Below are 20999 nucleotides of genomic sequence, written 5' to 3' on the forward strand. Positions count from 1 at the left end.
GCTCCCGGGTCTTGTGTTCGGGCGTCCGGCGGCCCATAAAATCTAACGGTCCGTCAGAAATCGCGGGAAGGGGCCGGACATGGGGAACTTCTTGGCAGGCAGGACGATCGCCGTGACCGGCGCCGGGCGCGGTATCGGGCGCGCCGTCGCCCTCGCCTGCGCCGCCGAGGGGGCACGGGTCGTCGTCAACGACTACGGGGTCTCGATCGAGGGCGGCGCCCCCACGTCCGAGGTCGCCGAAGCCGTGGTCAAGGAGATCGAGGCGGCGGGAGGCCGCGCCGTGGCGGTCGCCGACGACATCGCCACCATGGCGGGCGGACAGCGCCTCGTCGATACGGCACTGGCGGAGTTCGGGCGTATCGACGGGGTGGTCTGCGTCGCCGGGATCCTGCGTGAACGGATGCTGTTCAACATGTCCGAGGAGGAATGGGACCCGGTCGTCGCCACCCACCTCAAAGGCACCTTCACCGTCTTCCGCGCCGCGTCCGCCGTGATGCGCAAGCAGGGCGGCGGCACACTCATCGGCTTCACCAGCGGCAACCACCAGGGCTCGGTGGCCCAGGCCAACTACTCGGCCGCCAAGGGCGGCATCATCTCCCTCGTACGCAGCGCGGCCCTCGGCCTGCACAAGTACGGGGTCACGGCGAACGCGGTCGCGCCCGTCGCCCGCACCCGCATGTCGGCCAACGTCCCCATGGAGCTGAAGGAGATCGGCGAGCCCGAGGACGTCGCGGCGCTCGTCGTGTATCTGCTCTCCGACCGGGCCCGGGACATCACCGGGCAGGTCTACACGATCGCCGGCCCCAAGATCGCCGTATGGGCGCAGCCGCGTGAGCTGCGGGCCGGATACGCCGAAGGCTCCTGGACCCCCGAGAAGATCGCGGACTTCCTGCCGGGGACCGTCGGCACCGACCCGATGCCGATGCTGGCGCGGCTGGAGGCCATGGCGAAGGCGGCGGCCTCCGGCGACCGCCCCAACACCTAGGGAGTGGTCGTGGACTTCGCGTTCGGAGCGGATGACGAGGCATTCCGGGACGAGGCCCGCCTGTGGCTGGCCGACCATCTCACCGGTCAGTACCGCGCAGCCGGGGGAGGGCCCGGACGGGAGCACGAGGACACGGCGGCGCGGCTCGCCTGGGAGCGCGAGCTGGGACGCCACGGCTGGATCGGTCTCGGCTGGGAGACGGCCGACCACGGCAACCGGCGCGCCACACTGACCCAGCAGGTCGTCTGGGCCGAGGAGTACGCCCGCGCCCGGGCGCCCGGCCGCCTCGGGCACATCGGCGAGAACCTGCTCGCACCCACCCTGATCGCGTACGGCGACAAGGAACAGCAGGCCCGCCATCTGCCCGGCATCGCACGCGGTGAAGCGCTGTGGTGCCAGGGCTACAGCGAACCGGGCGCGGGCTCGGACCTGGCCTCGGTGCGCACCACCGCCGTCCGGGACGGCGATGGCCATCGCGTCAGCGGCCAGAAGATCTGGACCTCACTCGCCAAGGACGCCCACTGGTGCTTCGTCCTGGCCCGAACCGAAGCCGGCTCCGCCCGCCACCACGGCCTCTCGTTCCTGCTGGTGCCGATGGACCAGCCGGGCCGTGTCGACGTACGGCCCATTCGGCAGATGTCCGGCACCAGCGAGTTCAACGAGGTCTTCTTCGACGGCGCCCTCGCCGTGGACGTGGTCGGCGGCGAGGGCAACGGCTGGCAGGTCGCGATGGGACTCCTCGCCCTCGAACGCGGAGTGTCCACCCTCGTCCAGCAGATCGGATTCGAGGAGCAGCTGCGCCGGGTGATCGCCCTGGCCGTGGACAGCGGCGCGGTGGACGGCCAGGACGAGGACCCGGCGCTGCGCGAAGGTCTCGTACGGCAGTGGGCCGAGCTGCGCACCATGCGCTGGAACGCCCTGCGCACCTTGGGCACCGGGGACGACCCCGGCGCCCCGAGCGTCGCCAAACTGCTGTGGGGTGGCTGGCATCAGCGACTCGGCGAACTCGCGGTCCAGGTGCGCGGTGCCGCGGCCGCCTCCGGCCCCGGTGCCTGGACCTCCTCGTACGAACTCGACGAACAGCAGCGGCTGTTCCTCTTCACCCGGGCCGACACCATCTACGGCGGCTCGGACGAGATCCAGCGCAACATCATCGCCGAGCGGGTGCTCGGCCTACCCAGGGAGCAGCGGTGAGAGGTGTCGTCTTCGACGGCCTGCAGGCAGAGGTGGCCGACGACTTGGAGGTACGGGAGCCCGGCCCCGGCGAGGTGCTGGTGGCCATCGCCGCGGCCGGGCTGTGCCACAGCGATCTGTCCGTGATCGACGGCACGATCCCGTTCCCCGCGCCCGTCGTCCTCGGGCATGAGGGCGCGGGCACCGTGGAGGCGGTCGGTGCCGGCGTCACCCATGTCGTGCCCGGCGACCATGTGGCCCTGTCCACGCTGGCCAACTGCGGGGCCTGCGCGGCCTGCGACCAGGGACGGCCGACGATGTGCCGCAGCTCCATCGGCAGGCCCGGGCGTCCCTTCAGCCGCGGCGGCCGGCCGCTCCACCAGTTCGCGTCCAACTCGGCCTTCGCGGAGCGCACCGTCGTGCGGGCCGTCCAGGCCGTGAAGATCCCCGCGGGTATCCCGCTCACCTCGGCCGCGGTCATCGGCTGCGGTGTGCTCACCGGTGTCGGAGCCGTACTCAACCGGGCGAAGGTCGGCATCGGTGACACCGTCGTCGTCATCGGCGCCGGGGGCATCGGCCTCAACGTGCTCCAGGGCGCCCGGATCGCGGGTGCGCTCACGGTGGTCGCCGTCGACGCCAACCCCGCGAAGGAGAAGACGGCCCGTCTCTTCGGCGCGACCCACTTCCTCACCTCGGTGGACGGGGTGCGGGAGATCCTCCCCGACGGCGCCCGGCACGTGTTCGAGTGCGTCGGCCGCACGGCCCTGGTCCGCCAGGCGATCGACCTGCTCGACCGCGGCGGCCAGGCGGTGCTGCTCGGGATGCCCGCAGCGACGGCGGAGGCGACGTTCCTGCCCGCGTCGATGTTCCTGGACAAGGCGATCCTGGGCTGCCGTTACGGGTCCTCCCGGCCGCAGCACGACGTCGCGCTGTACGCCGCGCTGTACGAGGAGGGGCGGCTGCTGCTCGACGAGCTGGTGACGCGTACCTATCCGGTGGAGGACTTCGCTCTGGCGGTGGAGGACGCGGAGCAGGGGCGGGTGGCGCGCGGCGTGCTCACGTTCTGAGCGCCGGGCTCACAAGTTCCGGAGCTCCTTCACGGAAGACTCCCAAGTCCCGGAACCACGGGCCGATTTGGTGCGTGTACATGACCAAGCTCGCCACATCAGGCCTGCGAAGCCGCATGAGTCGGCCTTCGCTACGGACATCTGGGGGGGATCTCCACATGCGACGAACACACATCCGCACCACCCGTCTTGCCGCCGCGACCACGGCCGCGGCTGCCCTGGCACTCGGCGGCGTCGGCGCCACCGCGACCGCGCACGCCGCCGAACCGTACGCCTACACCACCACGCTGACCTTCGACAAGAACCCTTCCGCGCCCTCCGACTCCCGTCTCTACTGGCGGGTCTACCGCACCTATGAGTCCGGCCGCCAGGTCAAGGTCCGCGAGGTCTCCTGGCGCGCCGGTTCGGGGCTCGGCGTCACGAACGAGTGCACCAGGAACAGGGGCTGGCTGCCCAACGGCTACTACGACGTCACCCTGCACACGCAGTACAACGGCAGCCTCATCAAGGGTGTCGCCTTCCAGCTCAGCGACAAGAAGTGCGCGGGCGGCAGCGCGACCCGCACCGAGCTGTTCATCCACAGCGAGATGACCCGCACGGGCGGTCAGGGCAGCACCGAGTCGCAGCGCTGGACCAACAGCAACCCCAACGACTATCTGTCCCAGGGCTGCATCAAGCTCAACCCGGCCGACATCAAGGCACTGGCTGCCCAGTACCAGCAGTACTACAGGGCGGGTACGAAGATCCGCGGCAAGCTTGCGGTCGTCTCGTAGGGCGTGACCGTGACCGTGGCCCGGAGTGTCCGCCGCGTAGGCGGGCCTCCGGGCCGTCGCGGGCCAGCGCCCGTCGACGGAGTCGCCATGCGGGATGCCCTCCCGGGTCGTGGCACGGCGGGTGGCGTGAGGATGTGCGCCCGCCCGGCGGGACGTGGGCCTGCCTACCGCATGGCGGTGGCCCGGAACGTACGCCGGTAGACCGTCGGCGTCACCCCGAGCACACCCAGCAGGTGCTGGCGCATCGACTGGGCCGTACCGAAGCCCGCCTCCCGCGCCACCTGGTCCATCGGCAGGTCCGTGCTCTCCAGCAACTGCCGGGCACGCTGCACGCGCTGCTGGGTGAGCCACTGCCCGGGGCTGACGCCGACCTCCTCGCGGAAGCGGCGGGTGAAGGTGCGCACCGACATCGACTCCTGCCCGGCCAGATCGCGCAACTGGATCGGCTCGTGGAGCCGGTCGAGCGCCCAGGCGCGCGCGGCCGAGGTGGTGGCGAGCGGGGGCTCGGGCACCGGGCGCTGGATGTACTGCGCCTGGCCGCCGTCGCGGTGGGGCGGTACGACCGTACGGCGGGCCACGTCGTTGGCGACCGCCGTCCCGTGGTCGCGGCGCACGATGTGCAGGCACAGGTCGATGCCCGCCGCCACACCGGCGGAGGTGAGGACATCGCCGTCGTCGATGAAGAGCACGTCCGCGTCGACCTCGATGGCGGGGAACATGCGCTGGAAGTGCTCGGCGTGCGACCAGTGCGTGGTGGCGCGGCGGCCGTCCAGGAAGCCCGCTGCGGCGAGGACGTAGCCGCCGGTGCAGATCGAGACCAGCCGGGTGCCGGGTCGCAGGTGGCCGAGGGCCGCGGCCAGCCCGGGAGTGAGCCTCCCTTCGTCGAACACCGGGCCCAACTCGTACGACGCGGGTACGACGACCGTGTCCGCGGTGGCGAGGGCCTCGGGGCCCTGGGCGACGAGGATGGCGAAGTCCGCGTCGGTCTGTACCGGCCCCGGCGGCCGGATCGAGCAGGTGACGACCTCGTACAGCTTCCGCCCGCCGGGGTCGGCGGCACGGCCGAAGATGCGCTGGGGGATGCCCAGCTCGAAGGGGATGCAGCCGTCGAGCGCGAGGACGACCACGCGGTGTTGTCGCGGTTGTCCTTCTCGTCGTGGCTGCCGGGCGGAGGTCATGGGCCCGATGGTACCCGGGCGGCTGGCCCGATCCCATCGAATGCTGTCCTTCGGGCCACTCGATGGAGGTCTCCGCTGCCCCGATGCTTGGTGTCGTGACCCAGACAAGCCATCTCCCCGCAGCCCCGGACGCCTCCGGCCGGCCCCCGGCGCCCCGGGCCCCGCGAATCCACCGTGCCTGGTTCGTCGCCGCCGTGGCGTTTGTGACGATCATCGGAGCGGCGGCCTTCCGTTCCCTGCCGGGCCTGCTGATGGATCCGCTTCACCAGGAGTTCGGCTGGTCACGCGGCACGATCGGGCTCGCGGTCTCCATCAACCTCGCGCTGTACGGGCTGACCGCGCCGTTCGCCGCCGCGCTGATGGACCGGTACGGCATCCGCAAGGTCGTCGCCGCCGCGCTCACCGTCATCGCCGTCGGTTCGGGCCTCACGGTGTGGATGACGGCGGCCTGGCAGCTGCTGCTGTGCTGGGGTCTGCTGGTGGGGCTCGGCACCGGCTCGATGGCGCTGGCCTTCGCCGCGACGGTCACCAACCGCTGGTTCACCGAGCGGCGCGGTCTGGTCACCGGCATCCTGACGGCGGCCGCGGCCTCCGGACAGCTCCTCTTCCTGCCGCTGCTCTCCTGGATCGTGCAGGAACACCACTGGCGCCCGGCCGCCGTCACGGTCGCCGTGTCCGCCCTCGCCGTGGTCCCGTTCGTCTGGCTGCTGCTGCGGGACCACCCCGCCGACATCGGCCTTCCGCCGTACGGTGCCGAGGAGTTCGTCCCCAAGCCCGCCCCGGTCCCGGGTGCCGCCCGCCGCACGCTGGGTGTGCTGTTCACAGCCGTCCGCACCGGCCCCTTCTGGTTGCTGGCCGGGACGTTCGCGATCTGCGGGGCTTCGACGAGCGGGCTCGTCCAGACCCACTTCGTGCCCGCGTCCCACGACCACGGCATGCCCATCACGGCGGCGGCGTCGCTGCTCGCGGTGATCGGGGTCTTCGACGTCCTCGGCACGATCGCCTCGGGCTGGTTCACGGACCGCTATGACGCCCGCCGGCTGCTGGCGGTCTACTACGCCCTGCGCGGCCTGTCCCTGCTGTTCCTGCCGATGCTGCTGGCTCCGTCGGTGCACCCGCCGATGGTGTTCTTCATCGTCTTCTACGGCCTCGACTGGGTGGCGACGGTTCCGCCGACGCTCGCCCTGTGCCGCGAGCACTACGGGGACGACTCGGCGATCGTCTTCGGCTGGGTGCTGGCCTCCCACCAGGTCGGTGCGGCGGTCGTCGCCTTCGCGGGCGGGGTGGCCCGGGATGTGTTCGGTTCGTACGACGTGGTCTGGTTCGCTTCGGGCGCGCTGTGCGCGGCGGCGGCGCTGATGTCCCTGGTGATCAGGAGGCGCCCCGCTCCGTCGCCGCTGGTGACGGCGGTGTGAGGGCCCGGACCCGGAGCGCTCGCGCGCCGGGTCCGGGGATCCGGCAAGCCCTTAGGCCAGGAACCGTCCGAACCGCCCCTGGTGGAACAGCAGCGGCTCCCCGTCCGGCTCGGCGCCCAGCGCCTCCACCCGTCCCACCACGATCAGATGGTCGCCGCCCGTGTGCACGGCCCGGATCGTGCAGTCGATCCAGGCCGGTACGTGGTCCAGCCGTGGTGACCCCGTCACCGGCGCCGGACGGTGGCCGACCCCGGCGAACTTGTCGGCGCCGCTCACCGCGAACGCCCGGCACAGCCCGCCCTGATGCGCGCCGAGTACGTTGACGCAGAATGCCCCGGCGCGGGCGATGCGCGGCCAGCTCGTGGATGTACGGGCCACCATGAAGGCGACCAGGGGCGGGTCGAGCGACAGCGACGCGAAGGACTGGCAGGCGAACCCCGCGGGTCCCCCGCCCTCGGCGTCGTGCGCCGTGACGACGGTGACACCGCTCGCGAAATGCCCGAGCACGCGCCGGAACTCGCCCGGGTCGACCGGAAGCCGCTCGTCCTCGCCGACGGCCCTGAGGTCGGGGCGGGGCAGGGCGACATACGGCTCGGCGGCGGTCGTGGGGGCGCCGGTGGACCTGAGGTAGCGGACGGCGGTGGCCGCCATCGCTGCGTGACCCATCACAGGTCCATTGAAGCTGACGATCCATCAGATGTGAATCCCCTGACGCGGTCCCGGGACCGTCACCGTCGTCGCCGACGGGACCCGGCAGGCGACGGTCACCGGCACCTGCACGCTCACCGGGAAACCCGGACCCGGGCCGGGCTCCGAGCCCAGCCCCGAGAAGTGCCACGAGGCCCCTGGCCGCCCACTGAGCCCTCTCGCCCCCGCCTGCCAGGGCAGAATGGGAGCGGTAGGCGGGTTGGTGACGGAGGCAGGGCCCTCGTCCTCGGCTTGGTGATTCCGTCCGGCGGCCGGAGTGGCTCTGCCCGCTCCGTGTCTGACGAGAGGTGTGGAAGCGGTGTCGGCAGTGGAAGCGGGGCGATCCACGTTGTTCGTCAAGGTGTGCGGTCTGCGGACCGAGCGGGACGTGGACACGGCCGTCGAGGCCGGGGCCGACGCGATCGGCTTCGTCTTCGCCGAGAGCGCGCGCCGTGTCGATCCGGACACCGCGCGGCGGCTGGCCCTGCGCGTACCGGAGCGGATCATGACCGTCGGTGTCTTCCGCGACCAGCCGCTGGACGAGGTCCGGGGGCTGCTCGACGCCACCGGGGTGCGCGCCGTGCAGCTGCACGGGGACGAGGACCTCGCGTACTACGACGCCCTGCGGCCGTACGGACGCACCCTGATCCGGGGCGCATCCGTACGCGGGGACGTGCCGCGACCTGGCGCGCGCGGCGAGGACATCCTGCTGCTCGACGCGCCCGTGCCCGGTGCGGGTGAGACCTGGGACCGGACAGGCAGGCAGCTGCCCGGGCCCGGTGTGGCGTGGCTGCTCGCCGGGGGGCTCGACCCGCACAATGTCGCGGACGCGGTGCGCTCGGCGCGGCCGTGGGGTGTCGATGTCTCCAGCGGGATCGAGATCAGCCGGGGTGTGAAGAGCCCCGGGCTGATCGAGGCGTTCATCCGCGCGGCCCGCGGTGCGATGCCGCGGTAGCGCGCGGACGGATGTCACACCTCCGGGCGCGGAGACGTCCCGGTGGATGACGGGCGCTCCACCGGGGAGCGCCCCGCCCACCGAAGGGACGATGACCGAGATGAACACGATCCTGGTGACCGGCGGCACCGGAACGCTGGGCCGGCTCGTCACCGAGCGGCTGCGTGCTGCCGGGGAAGCGTACGAGGTGCGGGTGCTGAGCAGGCACTCGCAGCCGTATGCCGTGGACCTGCGCGAGGGCACGGGGCTGGCGGAGGCCGTCGCGGGCGTGGACACGATCGTGCACTGCGCGAGTTCACCGCGCGGCGGTGACGAGCAGGCGGCACGCCATCTGATCGACGCCGCCCGCCAGGCCGGGGCCGGGCATCTGGTGTACATCTCGATCGTCGGGGTCGACCGGGTGCCCCTCGGCTACTACCGGACCAAGCTGGCCGTCGAGAAGCTGATCGAGGAGTCGGGCCTCGGCTGGACCGTGCTGCGCACCACGCAGTTCCACGATTTCGTGCTGCGGTTCCTTCGGAGTTCGGTGAAGCTCCCGGTCATGCTGCTGCCGTCCGGGGTCTCGGACCAGCCGATCGAGGTGGGGGAGGTCGCCGACCGGCTGGCCGAGCTCGCGGCCGGGGAGCCCTCGGGGCGTGTGCCGGACATGGGCGGGCCCGAGATCCGGGCGCTTCCCGAGCTGGCCCGGGCCTATCTGCGCGCGGAGGGGCGACGTCGTCCCCTGCTGAACGTGCCCCTGGCGGGCGCGGCGTACCGGGGGTTCAGGGAGGGCGGGCATCTGACGCCGGAGCGGGCCGTGGGCGAGGTGACCTTCGAGCAGTTCCTGGCGCGACGTCCGCGGTCCCGGGCCTGACGTACCACCCGTCCCGGGCCTGACGCACCGCGGTTCCGAGTCCGACGCACCGCCGTTCCGGGCCTGACGCACCGTCGGACCCGTCGGCAGGATTCCTGAATATTCGTCTCCCACCTCTTGGCCTTGCGCTCAAACACCTGGAGGCTGCGGTGTACACGTCAAAGCGGCGTGTATCCCCAACCGTGGCCTCCAGGAGGACTTGGTGCTGAAGAGCGCACGAATCCGCAGGATTCCGCTCATCCTCGCGGGCGCGTTCACCTTGGTGCTCGCCGTCCCGAACATCGCATTCGCCGCGCCGCCGCCCGCTCTGCCGGCCAACGCGGACACGCTGGACCGGACGTTCCAGCCGGCGTACGACTACGACACCGACGGCTGCTACGCGGTGCCCGCCATCGGCCCCGACGGCTCCATCAACGGTGGTCTGAAGACCACCGGGTCTCTCAGCGGCAGCTGCCGGGACGCATCGGACCTCGTCAACACCAACAGCTACTCGCGCTCCAAGTGCAACAACGGCTGGTGCGCCGTCATGTACGACTCCTACTTCGAGAAGGACCAGGCCGTCCCCGGCTGGGACCCCTTCGGGCACCGGCACGACTGGGAGCACGTCGTGGTCTGGGTGCAGGACAACGAGGCGAAGTACGTCGCCACCTCCGCCCACGGAGACTTCGACATCTACCCGCGCGACAAGATCCGCTGGGAGGGCGCGCACCCGAAGGTCGTCTACCACAAGGACGGTGTGTCCACCCACTGCTTCCGGCCCGCCAACTCCAACGACGAGCCCCCGGAGAACCACCAGCGCACCTGGCAGTACCCCACGCTGGTCGGCTGGAACGGCTACCCGGCCGGTCTGCGTGACAAGCTCGTCAGCGCCGACTTCGGCAGCGCGCATTTCGGGATCAAGGACGGCAGCTTCGAGAGCAACATCGCCGAGGCGAAGCCGTCGGGCATCCCGTTCGACCCCTACGCCTGAGCAGCGGGCCCCACGGCGCGGGGCGGGCCTTCGGGCTCGTCCGGCATCGTGGGGCCTCCATGGCCCGCGATGACCCTCGCTCCCGCTCGGCTCACTACCCGTTCCAGTCGACACTCCCACGGATTGCCTAATTGTCGGATTTACGGCTTTCCGTATGTTTCGATGTGGCGCACTTTGGTCCCGCGAGGAAGCGAGCAGCGTCGGATGTCTGTGCGTGTGATGAGGTCGGCGGTATTGGGTCGCCGCTGGAGGGCCGCCCTGGTGATGGCGGCTGGATTCACCACGGTGGTCGCCAGCTCGACCGTCGCGGTTGTTGCGGGGGCGGGTACAGCCCAAGCCGTCGCGCCGTCACCAGCCCCAGGGGACAAGGGTGACAAGAAGAGCAGCGACAAGGGCGACCCGAAGCAGAAGCGTCGCAGTCACGAGGATGACGGCAAGAGGTATGTGGAGTGCGATCCGGATGCGCTGGTCGCCGCGCTGGTCTCGCTGAACGAGCTCCGTGGTGGCGATCTGGTTCTGGCCAAGGACTGCACATACACGCTCACGGCCAACCTGGACGGCAATGGTCTGCCACGGATCACTCAGCCGATCTCGATCTTCGGCCACGGCGCCACGATCGCCCGCGCCGCCAACGCCGACTCGTTCCGGCTCTTCGAAGTCGGTCCCGGTGGCGACCTGAAGCTGCGCAAGCTGACCCTCACCCGTGGCAAGGCCGCCGAGGCCGGGGACGACAACGAGGGCGGTGCCATCCGGGTGAGCGGTGCGGGGCGGCTTGAGCTCGACGACGTCAAGGTCCTGGACAACACCGTCGACATCCTCGACCAGCAGGACGCCGGTGGTCTCATGAACGAGGGCATCGCCACCGTACGCGACAGCACCTTCCACCGGAACTCCGGCGAGGACGGTGCCGCCATCTACAGCGAAGGCAAGACCGAGATCACCGACTCCGAGATCACGAGCAACATCGGCGACGACGAAGGAAACGCTGTCCTCTACAACGACGCGTCCATGAAGCTCCGGAACAGCCTGGTCAGCAACAACAATGCCGAGGATGGTGGTGGTCTGCACAACGACGGCGTGCTGGAGATCGAGAAGAGCGCGATCGTCGACAACGTCGCCGGCGACGACGGTGGAGCCATCGACAATGACGGCGGCGCGCTCTTCGTGCGCGACAGCGTCTTCAAGGGCAATGTCGCGCACTTGGACGGTGGCGCTCTCTCGCTCAGCGAGGGGTCGTCGATCGTGGATTCCGAGATCGCCGACAACGCCGTCATCAGCACCGATGCCCAAGGCGGCGGTGTCAACGTGCGAACAGAGGAAGGCGAGGCGGTCTCGATCCGCCGTTCGAAGATCGTCAACAACCAGGCTCCCGGCAACGGTGCCCGTGGCGGCGGCATCTTCAATGAGGGCGAGGACGACGACGACGAAGGGGTGTTGCGGCTCACCGACGTGAAGGTGACGAAGAACCTGTCCGATGCGCCCGCCGGCGGGGTGCACAACAACGGAACGATCTTCACGTACGGCAAGGTCCGGATCGTCGACAACGTGCCGACGAACTGCGAGGGCAGCGACAACCCGGTCCCGAACTGCTTCGGCTGATCCCCGCTGGTCGACAGGCACCCGGCGGCCTTGGCGGCCGGGTGCCTGGTCGCGGCAGTCCTGCATCGAGTTCGAGGATGCCTTTCCACTGGCAGACGGATGGCCGGCGCTCCGCCCCTGTCGGCAGCCGCCGCCCTCCTCGTCGGCGCGGCTCCGAACCGCACTGGCTGTCGGGCGCCGGTACCTGGGCATCGCCTCATTCAGGCACTCGGCAACAGGTCCACCGGAAGCGGGCCCGTGACCGGGCCCACTTCTCCGAGCAGCACCGATGCCGGACTGGCTCTGACCAGGCCGGGCCGCGGTAGCGGCGCCGGACTTCATGAGCACAAACGGGTGTGAAGACCGGCGCTGCGCCTCCGGACCACAGGCTCTGCGGAGGGGCGCGCCCTACAGCCCGCGGTACCGCGGCACTCGTCGTTCCACGAAGCTCGCGACGCCTTCGTTGGCGTCGCTCGTGGCCATGTTGATCTCCTGCGCCGCAGCCTCCGCCGCGAACGCCGCGGCACGGTCGCCGTCCAGCGAGGAGTTCACCAGCTCCTTCGTGAAGGCCAGCGCCCTTGTCGGGCCCTGGGCGAGGCGCTCGGACCACTCGCGGGCCGTCTTCTCCAGATCGCCCGGCGTGACCACCCTGTTGACCAGACCCAGCCGCTCCGCGTCCCCCGCGGACAGGGCGTCGCCGAAGAACATCAGCTCCTTGGCCCGCTGGGGGCCCACCAGCCGTGTCAGCAGATACGCCCCGCCGCCGTCCGGAACCAGGCCACGGCGGACGAACACCTCGATGAACCGGGCGGATTCGGCCGCCAGCACGAGATCGCACGCGAATGCCAGATGCGCACCGATCCCGGCCGCTGTTCCGTTCACCGCCGCGATCACCGGCTTCTCGCAGTCGAGTACCGCCGCGATGAAGCGCTGCGCGCCGCGCCGGATCGTACGGGCCACATCGCCCGGCACGCGTTCCCCGTCGTTCGCGGGCGCTCCGCGCAGATCCGCTCCCGCGCAGAAGCCCTTGCCCGTCGCCGTGATCACGACGGCTCGTACCCCGGGGTCGGCGGAGGCGTCCGCCAGGAGCGCGATGATCCGCTCACGCTGGTCCCAGGTGACCGCGTTCAACGCCTCGGGGCGGTTCAGCGTGATCCAGGAGACCCCGTTCTCCGTACGGTGCAGCACCTCGCGCACCACGTCCCCGGCGGTCATCGGCACACCGCCAGCGCGTCCAGTGCCACCGCGCCCTGCCCGCGCGGCAGCACCATCAGCGGGTTGATGTCCAGCTCGGCCAGCTCCCCGCCCAGTTCGAGCGCCATCCGCTGGACCCGCAGCACCACCTCCACCAGCGCGTCCACATCCATCGGCGGCCCGCCCCGCACCCCGTCCAGCAGGGCCCGCCCACGCAGTTCGGCGAGCATCGAGCGGGCCTGGTCCTCGCCGAACGGCGGCACGCGCACCACCGAGTCCCGCATCATCTCCACCAGGATCCCGCCCAGGCCCACCGTCACCGTCGGGCCGAACAGCTCGTCCTGGGTGACGCCGACGAACATCTCGACGCCCCGCTCGACCATCTGGCAGACCAGGATGCCGTCGAGTTCGACGTCCTCGTAGCGGGCGATGTCGGTCAGCTCGCGGTACGCGTCGCGGACCTGGCTGGCCGAAGTCAGCCCGATCTTCACCAGCCCCAGCTCCGTCTTGTGCGCGAGCTGTGGCGCCGAGGCCTTCATCACCACCGGGTAGCCGACCAGGCCGGCCGCCCGCACCGCCGCGGCCGCGCTGGTCACGAGCTGTTCGCGGGGCACCCGTATCCCGTAGGCCCGCAGCAGTTGCTTCGCCGCGTGCTCGCTGAGCCGGTGGCCGGGCCGCAGCAGCGCCTCCGCCTTGCGGAAGGAGGGGGAGAGGCTGCGGGGGGCTTCGTCGAACGGCGAGCGGTAGAAGGCCGTGAACCGGTGGTGGTCGAGATACGCCTTCACCGCCGTGACGCAGTTGCGGAACGTACGGAACGTGGCGACCCGCGAGGAGCCGAGCAGCGTGGTGCGGTACGCCTCCTCCGTCCCCACCGGGGAACCCCACACCACGCACACGAGCTTGTCCGTCGATTCGGCCGCGTCCACCAGGTCCTGCGCCAACTTGTCGCTCATGGGCGGGAACGGGCCGGTGATCGGGCAGATCAGCACTCCGACGGCCGGATCGGCGAGTATCGCGTCGATGATCTTCCGGCCGCGCCAGTCGCCCACCGGATGGCCGCCGTTGTCCACAGGGTTGGCGACGTTGAGGTACTCCGGTATCCACTGGTGCAGTTCGTCCCGCTTGGCGGTGGACAGTGCCGGCAGCCGCAGCCCGGCCGCCGTCGCCAGGTCCGCGAAGTGGGCGCCGGTGCCGCCCGAGATCGAGTAGACGACGACACCGTCCGCGCGCGGGGTACGTGCCCGGGCCAGCAGTGCCGCGGTGTCCTGGAGTTCGTCGAGCCCGTCGACGCGTATCACCCCGTACTGCCGCATCGCCGCGTCCACCACCTGGTCCGCGCCGGTCAGCTTGCCGGTGTGCGAGGCCGCCGTACGCGCGCCCGTCTCGGTGCGGCCCACCTTCACCGCCACCACCGGCACCCCGGCCCGCGCCGCACGGTCGGCGGCGAGCAGGAAGGAGCGCCCGTCCTTGAGTCCCTCCACGTAGCAGGCGATCGCCCCGACCTCGGGCCGCCCGGCGAAGTACGAGAGGAAGTCCGCGGTCTCCAGATCGGCCTCGTTGCCGGTCGGCGCCCAGTGGGAGAGGCGGATGCCCAGCTCCTGGAGGGTGAAGACCGGCCGGCCCTGGTGGCCGGACTGGGTGATCAGCGCGATGGCGGGCCCTTCGAGGTCGTCGCGGAACTTCTCGAAGGCGTTGAGGTTGGTGTTGGGGCCGAGCAGCCGCAGTCCGGACCGCTCGGCCGCGGCGGCCAGCCGCCGCTGGGCGGCGGCTCCTTCCTCGCCGGTCTCGGCGAAGCCGGAGGCGAAGGCCACGGCGAACCGCACCTTCGCCCGGCCGAGTTCCTCGATCACGGGCAGCGGGTCGGCGACGAGCAGTACGGCGAGGTCTACGGCCTCGGGCAGGTCCGCGACGGACGCCGCGCACCGCAGCCCGAACACCGTGGCGCGCTGCGGATGTACCGGGTGCAGCCGTGCGCCCACGCGCTCGGCCCAGGCGATGAGCTGCCGGGTGATCCCGGTGTTGGGCCGTCCTTCGGCGTCGGACGCGCCGATGACGGCGACCGATTCGGGACGGAAGAACCGGTCGAGATCGGGGACGGGCGCGTAGAGCGGACGTCCGCTGACGTCCAGGTCGCCCTCGCTCGCGGCGACACCGTGGACGGTGGGGCCGGGCTGCTCTCCGCAGGCCACGACGCGGGCGCGGAGGTCGGTGGTGAGGCTGCCGTGGGTCGATCCAAGCATCGCTACGCCGCTCCTGCTCGTCGTCGTCCGGTAGAGCTGTCTGACGCACTGTCAGATTAACCGAACTGACTGCACGTCAGGAACAGTTGTGCAGGGTCGGGAGCGGGGCGGCCCGCCGGTCAGGTCCGGCGTCCGGCCCGGTCCTTCGCCGCCCCGAGGCGCCCCATCGACTTCGCGATCTTCCGTGCGTCGATGGCGAGTTCACGCAGCATCCCGCTGATCGGGTTGGTGAAGCCCGTGAAGTACAGCCCGGGTACCTCGTGCGCCGCTCGACCGCCCCGTACCACCACCGGGCGCCCCAGGTCGTCCAGCACGCCCAGATGTCCGACCAGGTCCTCGAGCCCGCGCCGGTAGCCCGTCGCCGCGATCACCGCATCCGGGGCGATCCTGCTGCCGTCCGTCAGCACCACCTTGTCCCCGTCGAAGGACTCCACCGACGCGACCGGTTCCACCCTGCCCTTGCGTACGGCGTCGACGAGGCCCGCGTCCAGCACCGGCACGGCACCTGCTCGTGCCCGGGAGCTGAGCCCGGTGTCCGGGCGGGGCAGTCCGTGCGCCGACAGGTCGGGAACCGAGATCCGGCAGATCACCCGGGCGGCCAGGTCCACCAGGCGGACCGGCAGCCTGCGGGACAGGACCGCGGCGCGCTGCGACGGCCAGCCGAGAGTGGAGCGGCGCACGATGTGGGGAGTGGTGCGTATGGACAGGCGTATGCGTGCGGCATCGCTTGCCGCCAGATCGGCGGCGATCTCGGCGCCGGTGTTCCCGGACCCGACGACCAGTACGTCCTTGCCCGCGTAGGGAGTGGGCTCGCGGTAGGAGGACGCGTGCAGCAGCTCTCCCGTGTACGCATCGCCGCCGGGCCAGTCCGGCAGGCGGGGCGTGTGGTTGAAGCCGGTGGCCACGACGACCGCCCGCCCGGTCAGCCGGCGCCCGCCCGTCGCGTGCAGCACCCAGTCGGGACCCGGGCCCGCGGGCTCTATGCGCGTGACCTCCACGCCCGTGACCAGCTCCAGCTCGTGGAACTCCGCGTACTTCTCCAGGTAGCGGACCACGTTGTCCCGGGACACCCACCGGCCGAACGCGCGCGGAATGGCGAGCCCCGGCAGGGACGACAGTCTGCGTGTGGTGTGCAGCCGCAGCCGGTCGTAGTGCCCGCGCCAGGAGGCACCCACGGATCCGGACTTCTCGAGCACGACCGCGCGTATCCCCCGCTCCCGCAGTGCCGCGGCGACGGCGAGCCCACCGGGGCCTGCGCCGATGACGTACACGGGGCGGTCGTCCGTGAGGTCGTTCGCACGGGCGAAAGCGGCGCGTATGACATCGTTCATGAACGCTGAGCGTAGTGGCCCGATCACCTGATGGGTCTCGGGTGAGACGGGAATCGATTGCGAATCGGTCACGGGCGCCGGTATCCGGACCCTTGCGCCTGTACGGTGCGATCCGCTGAACTGATGCATCGTCAGCTATGTCAGGGGAGGTTCACGGTGATCCATGACCACGCGACGCGGGTGCTGAACCGGTGAGCGCCGCGACCCCCGAGGCCGACGACTTCACGCGTACGTACTGGGCGGCGGCCGCCGCCGGCCGGCTGCTGATCCGGCGTTGCGGGGCGTGCGGCGAGGCCCACCACTATCCGCGCGAGTTCTGCCCGCACTGCTGGAGCGAGGACGTCGCCTGGGAGCGGGCCACCGGCCGGGCCACCCTCTACACATGGTCCGTCGTCCACCGCAACGACCTGCCGCCGTTCGCGGACCGTACGCCCTACACGGCGGCGGTCGTGGACCTCGCCGAAGGGCCGCGGATGATGACCGTGGTGGTGGAGTGCCCGGAGGCGGAGCTGCGCGTGGGGATGGAGCTGGAGGTGGCCTTCCGGGAGGAGGGTGAGGGGGGTGTGGCGGTGCCGGTGTTCCGGCCGCGCTGCCCTACGACCCCGTCTGTCTGAGCCACTCCCGCGCCAGCACCGCCCAGACCTGCTTGTCGTGGCGCACGCCCTCGTACGGCCATACCTCGCGCAGCGTGCCCTCCAGCGTCATGCCGAGCCGCTTGGCCGCCGCCGAGCTGCGGTCGTTGTCGGCCCGGCAATGCCACTCGGCCCGGCGCAGCCCGCGGGTCGCGAACGCCCAGTCCAGCAGCACGCCGCAGGCCCGAGTGATCAGGCCGTGGCCCTCGGCTGACGGCTCCAGCCAGCAGCCGACCTCGCAGAAGCCGGCCGCGGCCTGGAAGTCCGTGAACATCACCCCGCCGACCAGCACTCCCTCCCGCCGGATGCCGTAGAGACGGCCACCGTCGGCGGCCTGCCGTTCGGCGTACCGCTGGAGCGTGGCCCGCGCCCCGTCCACATCGGTGGTCACGAACCCGGCCCCGACCCAGGGCCGGATGTGCTCCCGGGCCCGGTCCAGATGGGCGGCGAACTCCTCGGCGTGCCAGACCTCCAGCGGGCCGAGGTGGGCGTCGTCGCCCAGCGGCAGCGAGAACAATGCGGGCCTCCCATTCACATAACAAGTGTTACGGCAATGTACCGTGGCCGCATGCCACGCACCAAGGGAGATCATGAGGCCCGGCGGCGTGATGTCTCCGCGGCCGTCTGGCAGGTCCTGGCCGCCCGCGGCTTCGCCGGCCTGACCCTGCGCGCCGTCGCCGCCGAACTCGGCGCGACCACCGGCCTGCTCACGCACTACTTCCCCACCAAAAGCGCCCTGGTGGAGTACGCCCTCGACCTCCTCGAACAGCGCACGCTGTCACGCCCCCGCCGCCACGCGGGCGAAGGTGGCGCAGGACTCGCCGCCGTCCGGGGCGCACTGCTGGACATCCTGCCGCTGACCGCGGAGGCCACCGACAGCAACCGGATCTGGGTCTCCTCCTGGGACACCGCACTCTCCGACCCCGGGCTGAGCGCCGACTACGCCCGCAAGTACGAGAAGGGCCGCGACCGGCTGAGCCGGCGGGTGGCCGAGGCCCAGGAGCTCGGCGAACTGCCCCCCGGCGACCCCGCGGACATCGCCGCCCGCGCCCAGTCCTTCGTACTCGGCCTGGTGGTCCAGGCCCTGTTCGCTCCGGAGGCGTTCCCGCCGCGGCGGCAGGTCGAGCTCCTGGACGCCTATCTGGCCACTGTCGTGTCTGCGCCCGGGGAGACGACCGCGAGGCGCTGAGGGCGGCACCGGGAAGCCGATGCGCCCCCGGCGGTTCGGGCTGGTCGACGACCGCACCACCGGCGGCGACGGCGGGTTCGCCGCGACTGCTCAGCCCCCGGGGGCCACGCACAACTGCGCGGTGACCACGGCGAACAGCAGCTCCGGGTCCACGAACTCCCCGGCCGCCGGCGGTCCTGCGGGCCAGGACAGCGGGTAGGTGTTGCCGTGGGCGGCGGGGACGCCGATGTACTGGTCCCGGGCGCACTGGCCGAAGTGGGCGGCACCGGGTGGCCAGGGGTGCGCCTTGCTGGTGCCGGGCGGGATCAGGAAGTACGTCCACCGGCCGCGCCACATCTCCCGCACCACGGGGCCGGGGTGCCCGCCCGTGGCGCGGACGAGGTGGTGGAGCACGGCCTCGCCGCGCACGCCGCGTACCCGCACGGCGTCGAAGTGGATCCCGGTGAGCCGCAGTTGCACGCCGGACGCCGGCACCCAGTCGGGGAGTTTCTCGCTGGTCATGCCTCCGAGCATCGCGCCGGTTGCGTACCGTGACCAGGAGGACACGGTCCACATCCGTGAGGTGTGGGAAGGACGGTGGTCGCGGTGGGGTCGGGCAAGGAACCCTCGCCCGCGCGCAGGCACGTGGGCGCGCTGATCAAGCTGTTCCGGGGCCTCGCGGGCATGACCCAGAAGGAGCTGGCCGACCGGCTGGTGATGTCGGAGTCGCTGCTCGGGGCGTACGAACGGGGGGAGCGCATCCCGACGACGGCGTTCCTGGTGGACGCGGACAAGGCACTGGAGGCCAACGGAGCGCTGGCATCCTGCGCGCCGTTGATGGACGCGGAGAAGTACTCGCCGAGGTTCCTCGACTGGAAGCTCACCGAGGCCGAGGCGGTGAGCATCAGCGCCTACGAGACGACCGTCATCCCCGGGCTGCTCCAGACCCTCGCCTACGCCCGGGCGGTGTACGAGGTGCGGGTGCCCGCGTACGAGCCGGAGGACATTGACCGGCACGTGGAAGCCAGGCTGGAACGGCAGGCAGTGCTCGATCGCAGGCCGAGGCCGATCGTCAGCTATGTCATCGAGGAGTCGGTGCTGCGGCGGCCGGTCGGCGGCCAGGCTGTGCTCAAGGAGCAGCTGCTGCATCTGCTGGAGTTGGTCCGCACCAGAGGCAATCTGACGGTGCAGGTGATGCCCACGGATCGAGAGACGCACGCGGGGCTGCACGGCTCCATGCAACTGCTGAGCACCCGGGAAGGACGGAATCTGGGGTACACGGAGGGACAGGGCGGGGATACCTTGATCTCCAAACCCGAAGAGGTCAACCGGCTGATTGACGTCTTCGGCGCCTTGCGGGCCCAGGCGCTCAACCCCTGGGAGTCCGTGGCACTGATGGAGAGGATGGCGGCAGGAACGTGAATTCCGGCCTGGTCTGGTTCAAGAGCAGTCACAGCACGAACGAGGGCGGAGCCTGCGTCGAGGTCGCCTACGACTGGCGCAAGTCCAGCTACAGCACGAACGAGGGCGGCGAGTGCGTCGAGATCGCCGTCTGCCCCCACACCGTCCACATCCGCGACTCCAAGGTCAGCGACGGCCCCACCCTGGCCGTCCCGCCCACCGCCTGGACCGCCTTCGTCACGGCGGCCTCCGCGTAACCGAAGCGGCACGTGCGCACGTGGGGCTCCCGCCCGGCGGAAGCCCCACGTCAACTCACCTCGCCCGGAGGGGTTCGGAGGCGACCGGCCATGCCCGCCGCGGCCGTGCCGACCCCACCCGGCCCCCGCCTCGTCGGGCCCCGATTTCAGGTGGCCGCGTCGACGAGGGCCTGGAGCAGGCGCTGGGGGTCCTCGGCGAGCCGGTTGCAGACGTAGAGCCACCACTCGGTGCCGAAGACGATGTACTCGCGGGTGGGGTGGCCCTGCCCGGCCATGGCGTCGAGGCGGTCGGGCCCGAGTCCGAGGAGGGTTTCGAACTCCCAGGGTGCGGTCTCGTGGCCCTTCCCGCCGAGATGGTGGTCGATGCGGTGGATCAGGTCCCAGTCATGGGTGGCGAAGGAGCACAAGTGGCCCGAGTCCGCCAGTTGTTCGGCGTAGCCGAGGTAAGCGGTGGCCAGGGCGGGGTCCTCGCGCGGGTGAGCGACGGTCCGGGGCTCGAGAAAGGCGCCCTTGACCAGGCGTATGCGCCCAGGAAGCGGCAGTAGTTCCCGCAGGTCCTCGGCCGTCCGGTGCAGTCGCGCCTGGACGGTGACGCCCACGTGGTCAAACCGCTCGCACAGAGTGCGGTGCAGGGCCAGCACGGCGTCGGTGCGGTCGGAGCCCTCGGCTGAGATCATCATCTCCCGGCCGGTCGCGGCGGTGGCCTGCGCGATGCGGGAGGCGTTGGCCAGGGCGAGTTCCTCGTCGATGGCGAGACCGATGTGGGAAAGGTCGAGGGAGATCGAGCAGCCGTGCGGCAGGAGACGGGCAGCGTCGACGAACACGTCGGTCTCGGCCGTGGCCCGTTGCGGGTCGCGGCAGCTCTCGCCCATGTACTCGACGCTCACGCGGTGGCCCTCGGTGCGGACGCGCTGCGCGCGGTCCACCGCGTCCGCCAGGCTCTCGCCGGCCACGTAGCGCCGGGCGGCCTTGCGGACCAGGGGGCCCAGGGCCGGGTCCCCCGGGACGCGCCACTTCAGATCCTCGTCGAGTGCGAGCCTCCGCAGCACCTCCGCGGCCTTCGAGGAAACGGCCGCGGTGGCTGCGGCGGGAAGTTCTTTGATCATCGGAAGCCCACCTGTCATGTCATGCGGGGAATGTCC

At 71.2% G+C, this 20999-nt stretch carries 21 protein-coding genes; 13 read left to right on the forward strand and 8 right to left on the reverse strand.

Annotation, left to right across the window (positions count from 1 at the left end; translation table 11 throughout):
• The first annotated feature begins 79 nt into the window (after positions 1 to 79).
• The 4 genes from ABZ532_RS06305 (at position 80) to ABZ532_RS06320 (ending at position 3998) form a co-directional block, all read left to right on the forward strand.
• On the forward strand, positions 80 to 985 hold the full coding sequence (locus ABZ532_RS06305) for an SDR family oxidoreductase (protein WP_361279954.1): 906 nt from the start codon (positions 80 to 82) through the stop codon (positions 983 to 985).
• A gap of 9 nt (positions 986 to 994) precedes the next feature.
• Positions 995 to 2179: an acyl-CoA dehydrogenase family protein gene (locus ABZ532_RS06310; RefSeq protein WP_361279955.1), complete on the forward strand. Its 1185-nt coding sequence runs from the start codon at positions 995 to 997 to the stop codon at positions 2177 to 2179.
• A complete protein-coding gene (locus ABZ532_RS06315; RefSeq protein WP_361279956.1) occupies positions 2176 to 3225 on the forward strand; it encodes a Zn-dependent alcohol dehydrogenase in 1050 nt (349 codons plus the stop codon). The genes ABZ532_RS06310 and ABZ532_RS06315 overlap by 4 nt, the downstream gene beginning before the upstream one ends.
• 158 nt (positions 3226 to 3383) lie before the next feature.
• Positions 3384 to 3998 carry a hypothetical protein gene (locus tag ABZ532_RS06320; protein WP_361279958.1) on the forward strand — a complete coding sequence of 205 codons (615 nt, stop codon included), beginning with the start codon at positions 3384 to 3386 and terminating at the stop codon, positions 3996 to 3998.
• A 164-nt stretch (positions 3999 to 4162) separates the two neighbouring features.
• On the opposite strand, the gene ABZ532_RS06325 is transcribed toward ABZ532_RS06320, so the two are convergent.
• Positions 4163 to 5176 (reverse strand): helix-turn-helix domain-containing protein, encoded by a 1014-nt coding sequence (locus ABZ532_RS06325; RefSeq protein ID WP_361279959.1) that lies wholly within the window; start codon positions 5174 to 5176, stop codon positions 4163 to 4165.
• An 83-nt stretch (positions 5177 to 5259) separates the two neighbouring features.
• On the opposite strand from ABZ532_RS06325, the gene ABZ532_RS06330 reads away from it, so the two are divergent.
• A complete protein-coding gene (locus ABZ532_RS06330; protein ID WP_361279960.1) occupies positions 5260 to 6591 on the forward strand; it encodes an MFS transporter in 1332 nt (443 codons plus the stop codon).
• 51 nt (positions 6592 to 6642) lie between these two features.
• Here ABZ532_RS06330 and ABZ532_RS06335 read toward each other — a convergent pair whose 3' ends face one another.
• Positions 6643 to 7242, reverse strand: a complete 600-nt coding sequence (locus ABZ532_RS06335) for a flavin reductase family protein (protein ID WP_361280114.1) — start codon at positions 7240 to 7242, stop codon at positions 6643 to 6645.
• Positions 7243 to 7606: 364 nt separating this feature from the next.
• Here ABZ532_RS06335 and ABZ532_RS06340 point away from each other — a divergent pair, with 364 nt between their 5' ends.
• The 4 genes from ABZ532_RS06340 (at position 7607) to ABZ532_RS06355 (ending at position 11655) form a co-directional block, all read left to right on the forward strand.
• Complete coding sequence (locus ABZ532_RS06340; RefSeq protein ID WP_361280115.1) at positions 7607 to 8233, forward strand: phosphoribosylanthranilate isomerase; 627 nt, start codon at positions 7607 to 7609, stop codon at positions 8231 to 8233.
• A gap of 100 nt (positions 8234 to 8333) precedes the next feature.
• Positions 8334 to 9086, forward strand: coding sequence for an NAD(P)H-binding protein (locus tag ABZ532_RS06345; protein WP_361280117.1), 753 nt, complete (start codon positions 8334 to 8336; stop codon positions 9084 to 9086).
• A gap of 202 nt (positions 9087 to 9288) precedes the next feature.
• Positions 9289 to 10056: an NPP1 family protein gene (locus ABZ532_RS06350; protein WP_361279961.1), complete on the forward strand. Its 768-nt coding sequence runs from the start codon at positions 9289 to 9291 to the stop codon at positions 10054 to 10056.
• Between the two features lie 204 nt (positions 10057 to 10260).
• Positions 10261 to 11655 (forward strand): right-handed parallel beta-helix repeat-containing protein, encoded by a 1395-nt coding sequence (locus ABZ532_RS06355; protein WP_361279963.1) that lies wholly within the window; start codon positions 10261 to 10263, stop codon positions 11653 to 11655.
• A 387-nt stretch (positions 11656 to 12042) separates the two neighbouring features.
• Here ABZ532_RS06355 and ABZ532_RS06360 read toward each other — a convergent pair whose 3' ends face one another.
• From ABZ532_RS06360 to ABZ532_RS06370, 3 genes are all read right to left on the reverse strand, one after another.
• Positions 12043 to 12849 carry an enoyl-CoA hydratase-related protein gene (locus ABZ532_RS06360; RefSeq protein ID WP_361279964.1) on the reverse strand — a complete coding sequence of 269 codons (807 nt, stop codon included), beginning with the start codon at positions 12847 to 12849 and terminating at the stop codon, positions 12043 to 12045.
• Positions 12846 to 15068, reverse strand: a complete 2223-nt coding sequence (locus tag ABZ532_RS06365; protein WP_361279965.1) for an acetate--CoA ligase family protein — start codon at positions 15066 to 15068, stop codon at positions 12846 to 12848. The genes ABZ532_RS06360 and ABZ532_RS06365 overlap by 4 nt, the downstream gene beginning before the upstream one ends.
• 119 nt (positions 15069 to 15187) lie before the next feature.
• Positions 15188 to 16399, reverse strand: coding sequence for an NAD(P)/FAD-dependent oxidoreductase (locus ABZ532_RS06370; protein WP_361279967.1), 1212 nt, complete (start codon positions 16397 to 16399; stop codon positions 15188 to 15190).
• Positions 16400 to 16590: 191 nt separating this feature from the next.
• Here ABZ532_RS06370 and ABZ532_RS06375 point away from each other — a divergent pair, with 191 nt between their 5' ends.
• Entirely contained in the window at positions 16591 to 17013 is a 423-nt protein-coding gene (locus ABZ532_RS06375; protein WP_361279968.1) for a Zn-ribbon domain-containing OB-fold protein, read from the forward strand.
• Here ABZ532_RS06375 and ABZ532_RS06380 read toward each other — a convergent pair.
• Positions 16994 to 17548: a GNAT family protein gene (locus tag ABZ532_RS06380; RefSeq protein WP_361280119.1), complete on the reverse strand. Its 555-nt coding sequence runs from the start codon at positions 17546 to 17548 to the stop codon at positions 16994 to 16996. The two genes, ABZ532_RS06375 and ABZ532_RS06380, sit on opposite strands and share 20 nt — an antisense overlap.
• Before the next feature lie 51 nt (positions 17549 to 17599).
• Between ABZ532_RS06380 and ABZ532_RS06385 the strand changes: the two genes are divergently transcribed.
• On the forward strand, positions 17600 to 18220 hold the full coding sequence (locus tag ABZ532_RS06385) for a TetR/AcrR family transcriptional regulator (RefSeq protein ID WP_361279970.1): 621 nt from the start codon (positions 17600 to 17602) through the stop codon (positions 18218 to 18220).
• Between the two features lie 90 nt (positions 18221 to 18310).
• Here ABZ532_RS06385 and ABZ532_RS06390 read toward each other — a convergent pair whose 3' ends face one another.
• Entirely contained in the window at positions 18311 to 18721 is a 411-nt protein-coding gene (locus ABZ532_RS06390; RefSeq protein WP_361279972.1) for a hypothetical protein, read from the reverse strand.
• Between the two features lie 63 nt (positions 18722 to 18784).
• Here ABZ532_RS06390 and ABZ532_RS06395 point away from each other — a divergent pair, with 63 nt between their 5' ends.
• Both ABZ532_RS06395 and ABZ532_RS06400 read left to right on the forward strand, forming a co-directional pair.
• On the forward strand, positions 18785 to 19621 hold the full coding sequence (locus ABZ532_RS06395) for a helix-turn-helix transcriptional regulator (protein WP_361279973.1): 837 nt from the start codon (positions 18785 to 18787) through the stop codon (positions 19619 to 19621).
• On the forward strand, positions 19618 to 19857 hold the full coding sequence (locus ABZ532_RS06400; protein ID WP_361279974.1) for a DUF397 domain-containing protein: 240 nt from the start codon (positions 19618 to 19620) through the stop codon (positions 19855 to 19857). Before ABZ532_RS06395 ends, ABZ532_RS06400 begins: the two co-directional genes overlap by 4 nt.
• Positions 19858 to 20003: 146 nt before the next feature.
• Here the strand turns inward: ABZ532_RS06400 and ABZ532_RS06405 are convergent, their stop codons facing one another.
• The gene (locus ABZ532_RS06405) at positions 20004 to 20963 is read right to left on the reverse strand and encodes a proline dehydrogenase family protein (RefSeq protein ID WP_361279975.1); all 960 of its coding nucleotides are present in this window, start codon (positions 20961 to 20963) and stop codon (positions 20004 to 20006) included.
• Positions 20964 to 20999 lie beyond the last annotated feature (36 nt).

The sequence above is a fragment of the Streptomyces sp. NPDC019396 genome, from assembly GCF_040632375.1.
Lineage (GTDB): Bacteria > Actinomycetota > Actinomycetes > Streptomycetales > Streptomycetaceae > Streptomyces.

What these genes read in the sequence shown, in the direction of transcription:
- ABZ532_RS06305 (WP_361279954.1), top strand. Translation starts at nt 80, where the DNA reads ATGGGGAACTTCTTGGCAGGCAGGACGATCGCCGTGACCGGCGCCGGG.
- ABZ532_RS06320 (WP_361279958.1), top strand. Translation starts at nt 3,384, where the DNA reads ATGCGACGAACACACATCCGCACCACCCGTCTTGCCGCCGCGACCACG.
- ABZ532_RS06325 (WP_361279959.1), bottom strand. Translation starts at nt 5,176, where the DNA reads ATGACCTCCGCCCGGCAGCCACGACGAGAAGGACAACCGCGACAACAC.
- ABZ532_RS06330 (WP_361279960.1), top strand. Translation starts at nt 5,260, where the DNA reads ATGCTTGGTGTCGTGACCCAGACAAGCCATCTCCCCGCAGCCCCGGAC.
- ABZ532_RS06335 (WP_361280114.1), bottom strand. Translation starts at nt 7,242, where the DNA reads ATGGCGGCCACCGCCGTCCGCTACCTCAGGTCCACCGGCGCCCCCACG.
- ABZ532_RS06345 (WP_361280117.1), top strand. Translation starts at nt 8,334, where the DNA reads ATGAACACGATCCTGGTGACCGGCGGCACCGGAACGCTGGGCCGGCTC.
- ABZ532_RS06355 (WP_361279963.1), top strand. Translation starts at nt 10,261, where the DNA reads ATGTCTGTGCGTGTGATGAGGTCGGCGGTATTGGGTCGCCGCTGGAGG.
- ABZ532_RS06360 (WP_361279964.1), bottom strand. Translation starts at nt 12,849, where the DNA reads ATGACCGCCGGGGACGTGGTGCGCGAGGTGCTGCACCGTACGGAGAAC.
- ABZ532_RS06365 (WP_361279965.1), bottom strand. Translation starts at nt 15,068, where the DNA reads ATGCTTGGATCGACCCACGGCAGCCTCACCACCGACCTCCGCGCCCGC.
- ABZ532_RS06370 (WP_361279967.1), bottom strand. Translation starts at nt 16,399, where the DNA reads ATGAACGATGTCATACGCGCCGCTTTCGCCCGTGCGAACGACCTCACG.
- ABZ532_RS06385 (WP_361279970.1), top strand. Translation starts at nt 17,600, where the DNA reads ATGCCACGCACCAAGGGAGATCATGAGGCCCGGCGGCGTGATGTCTCC.
- ABZ532_RS06390 (WP_361279972.1), bottom strand. Translation starts at nt 18,721, where the DNA reads ATGACCAGCGAGAAACTCCCCGACTGGGTGCCGGCGTCCGGCGTGCAA.
- ABZ532_RS06405 (WP_361279975.1), bottom strand. Translation starts at nt 20,963, where the DNA reads ATGATCAAAGAACTTCCCGCCGCAGCCACCGCGGCCGTTTCCTCGAAG.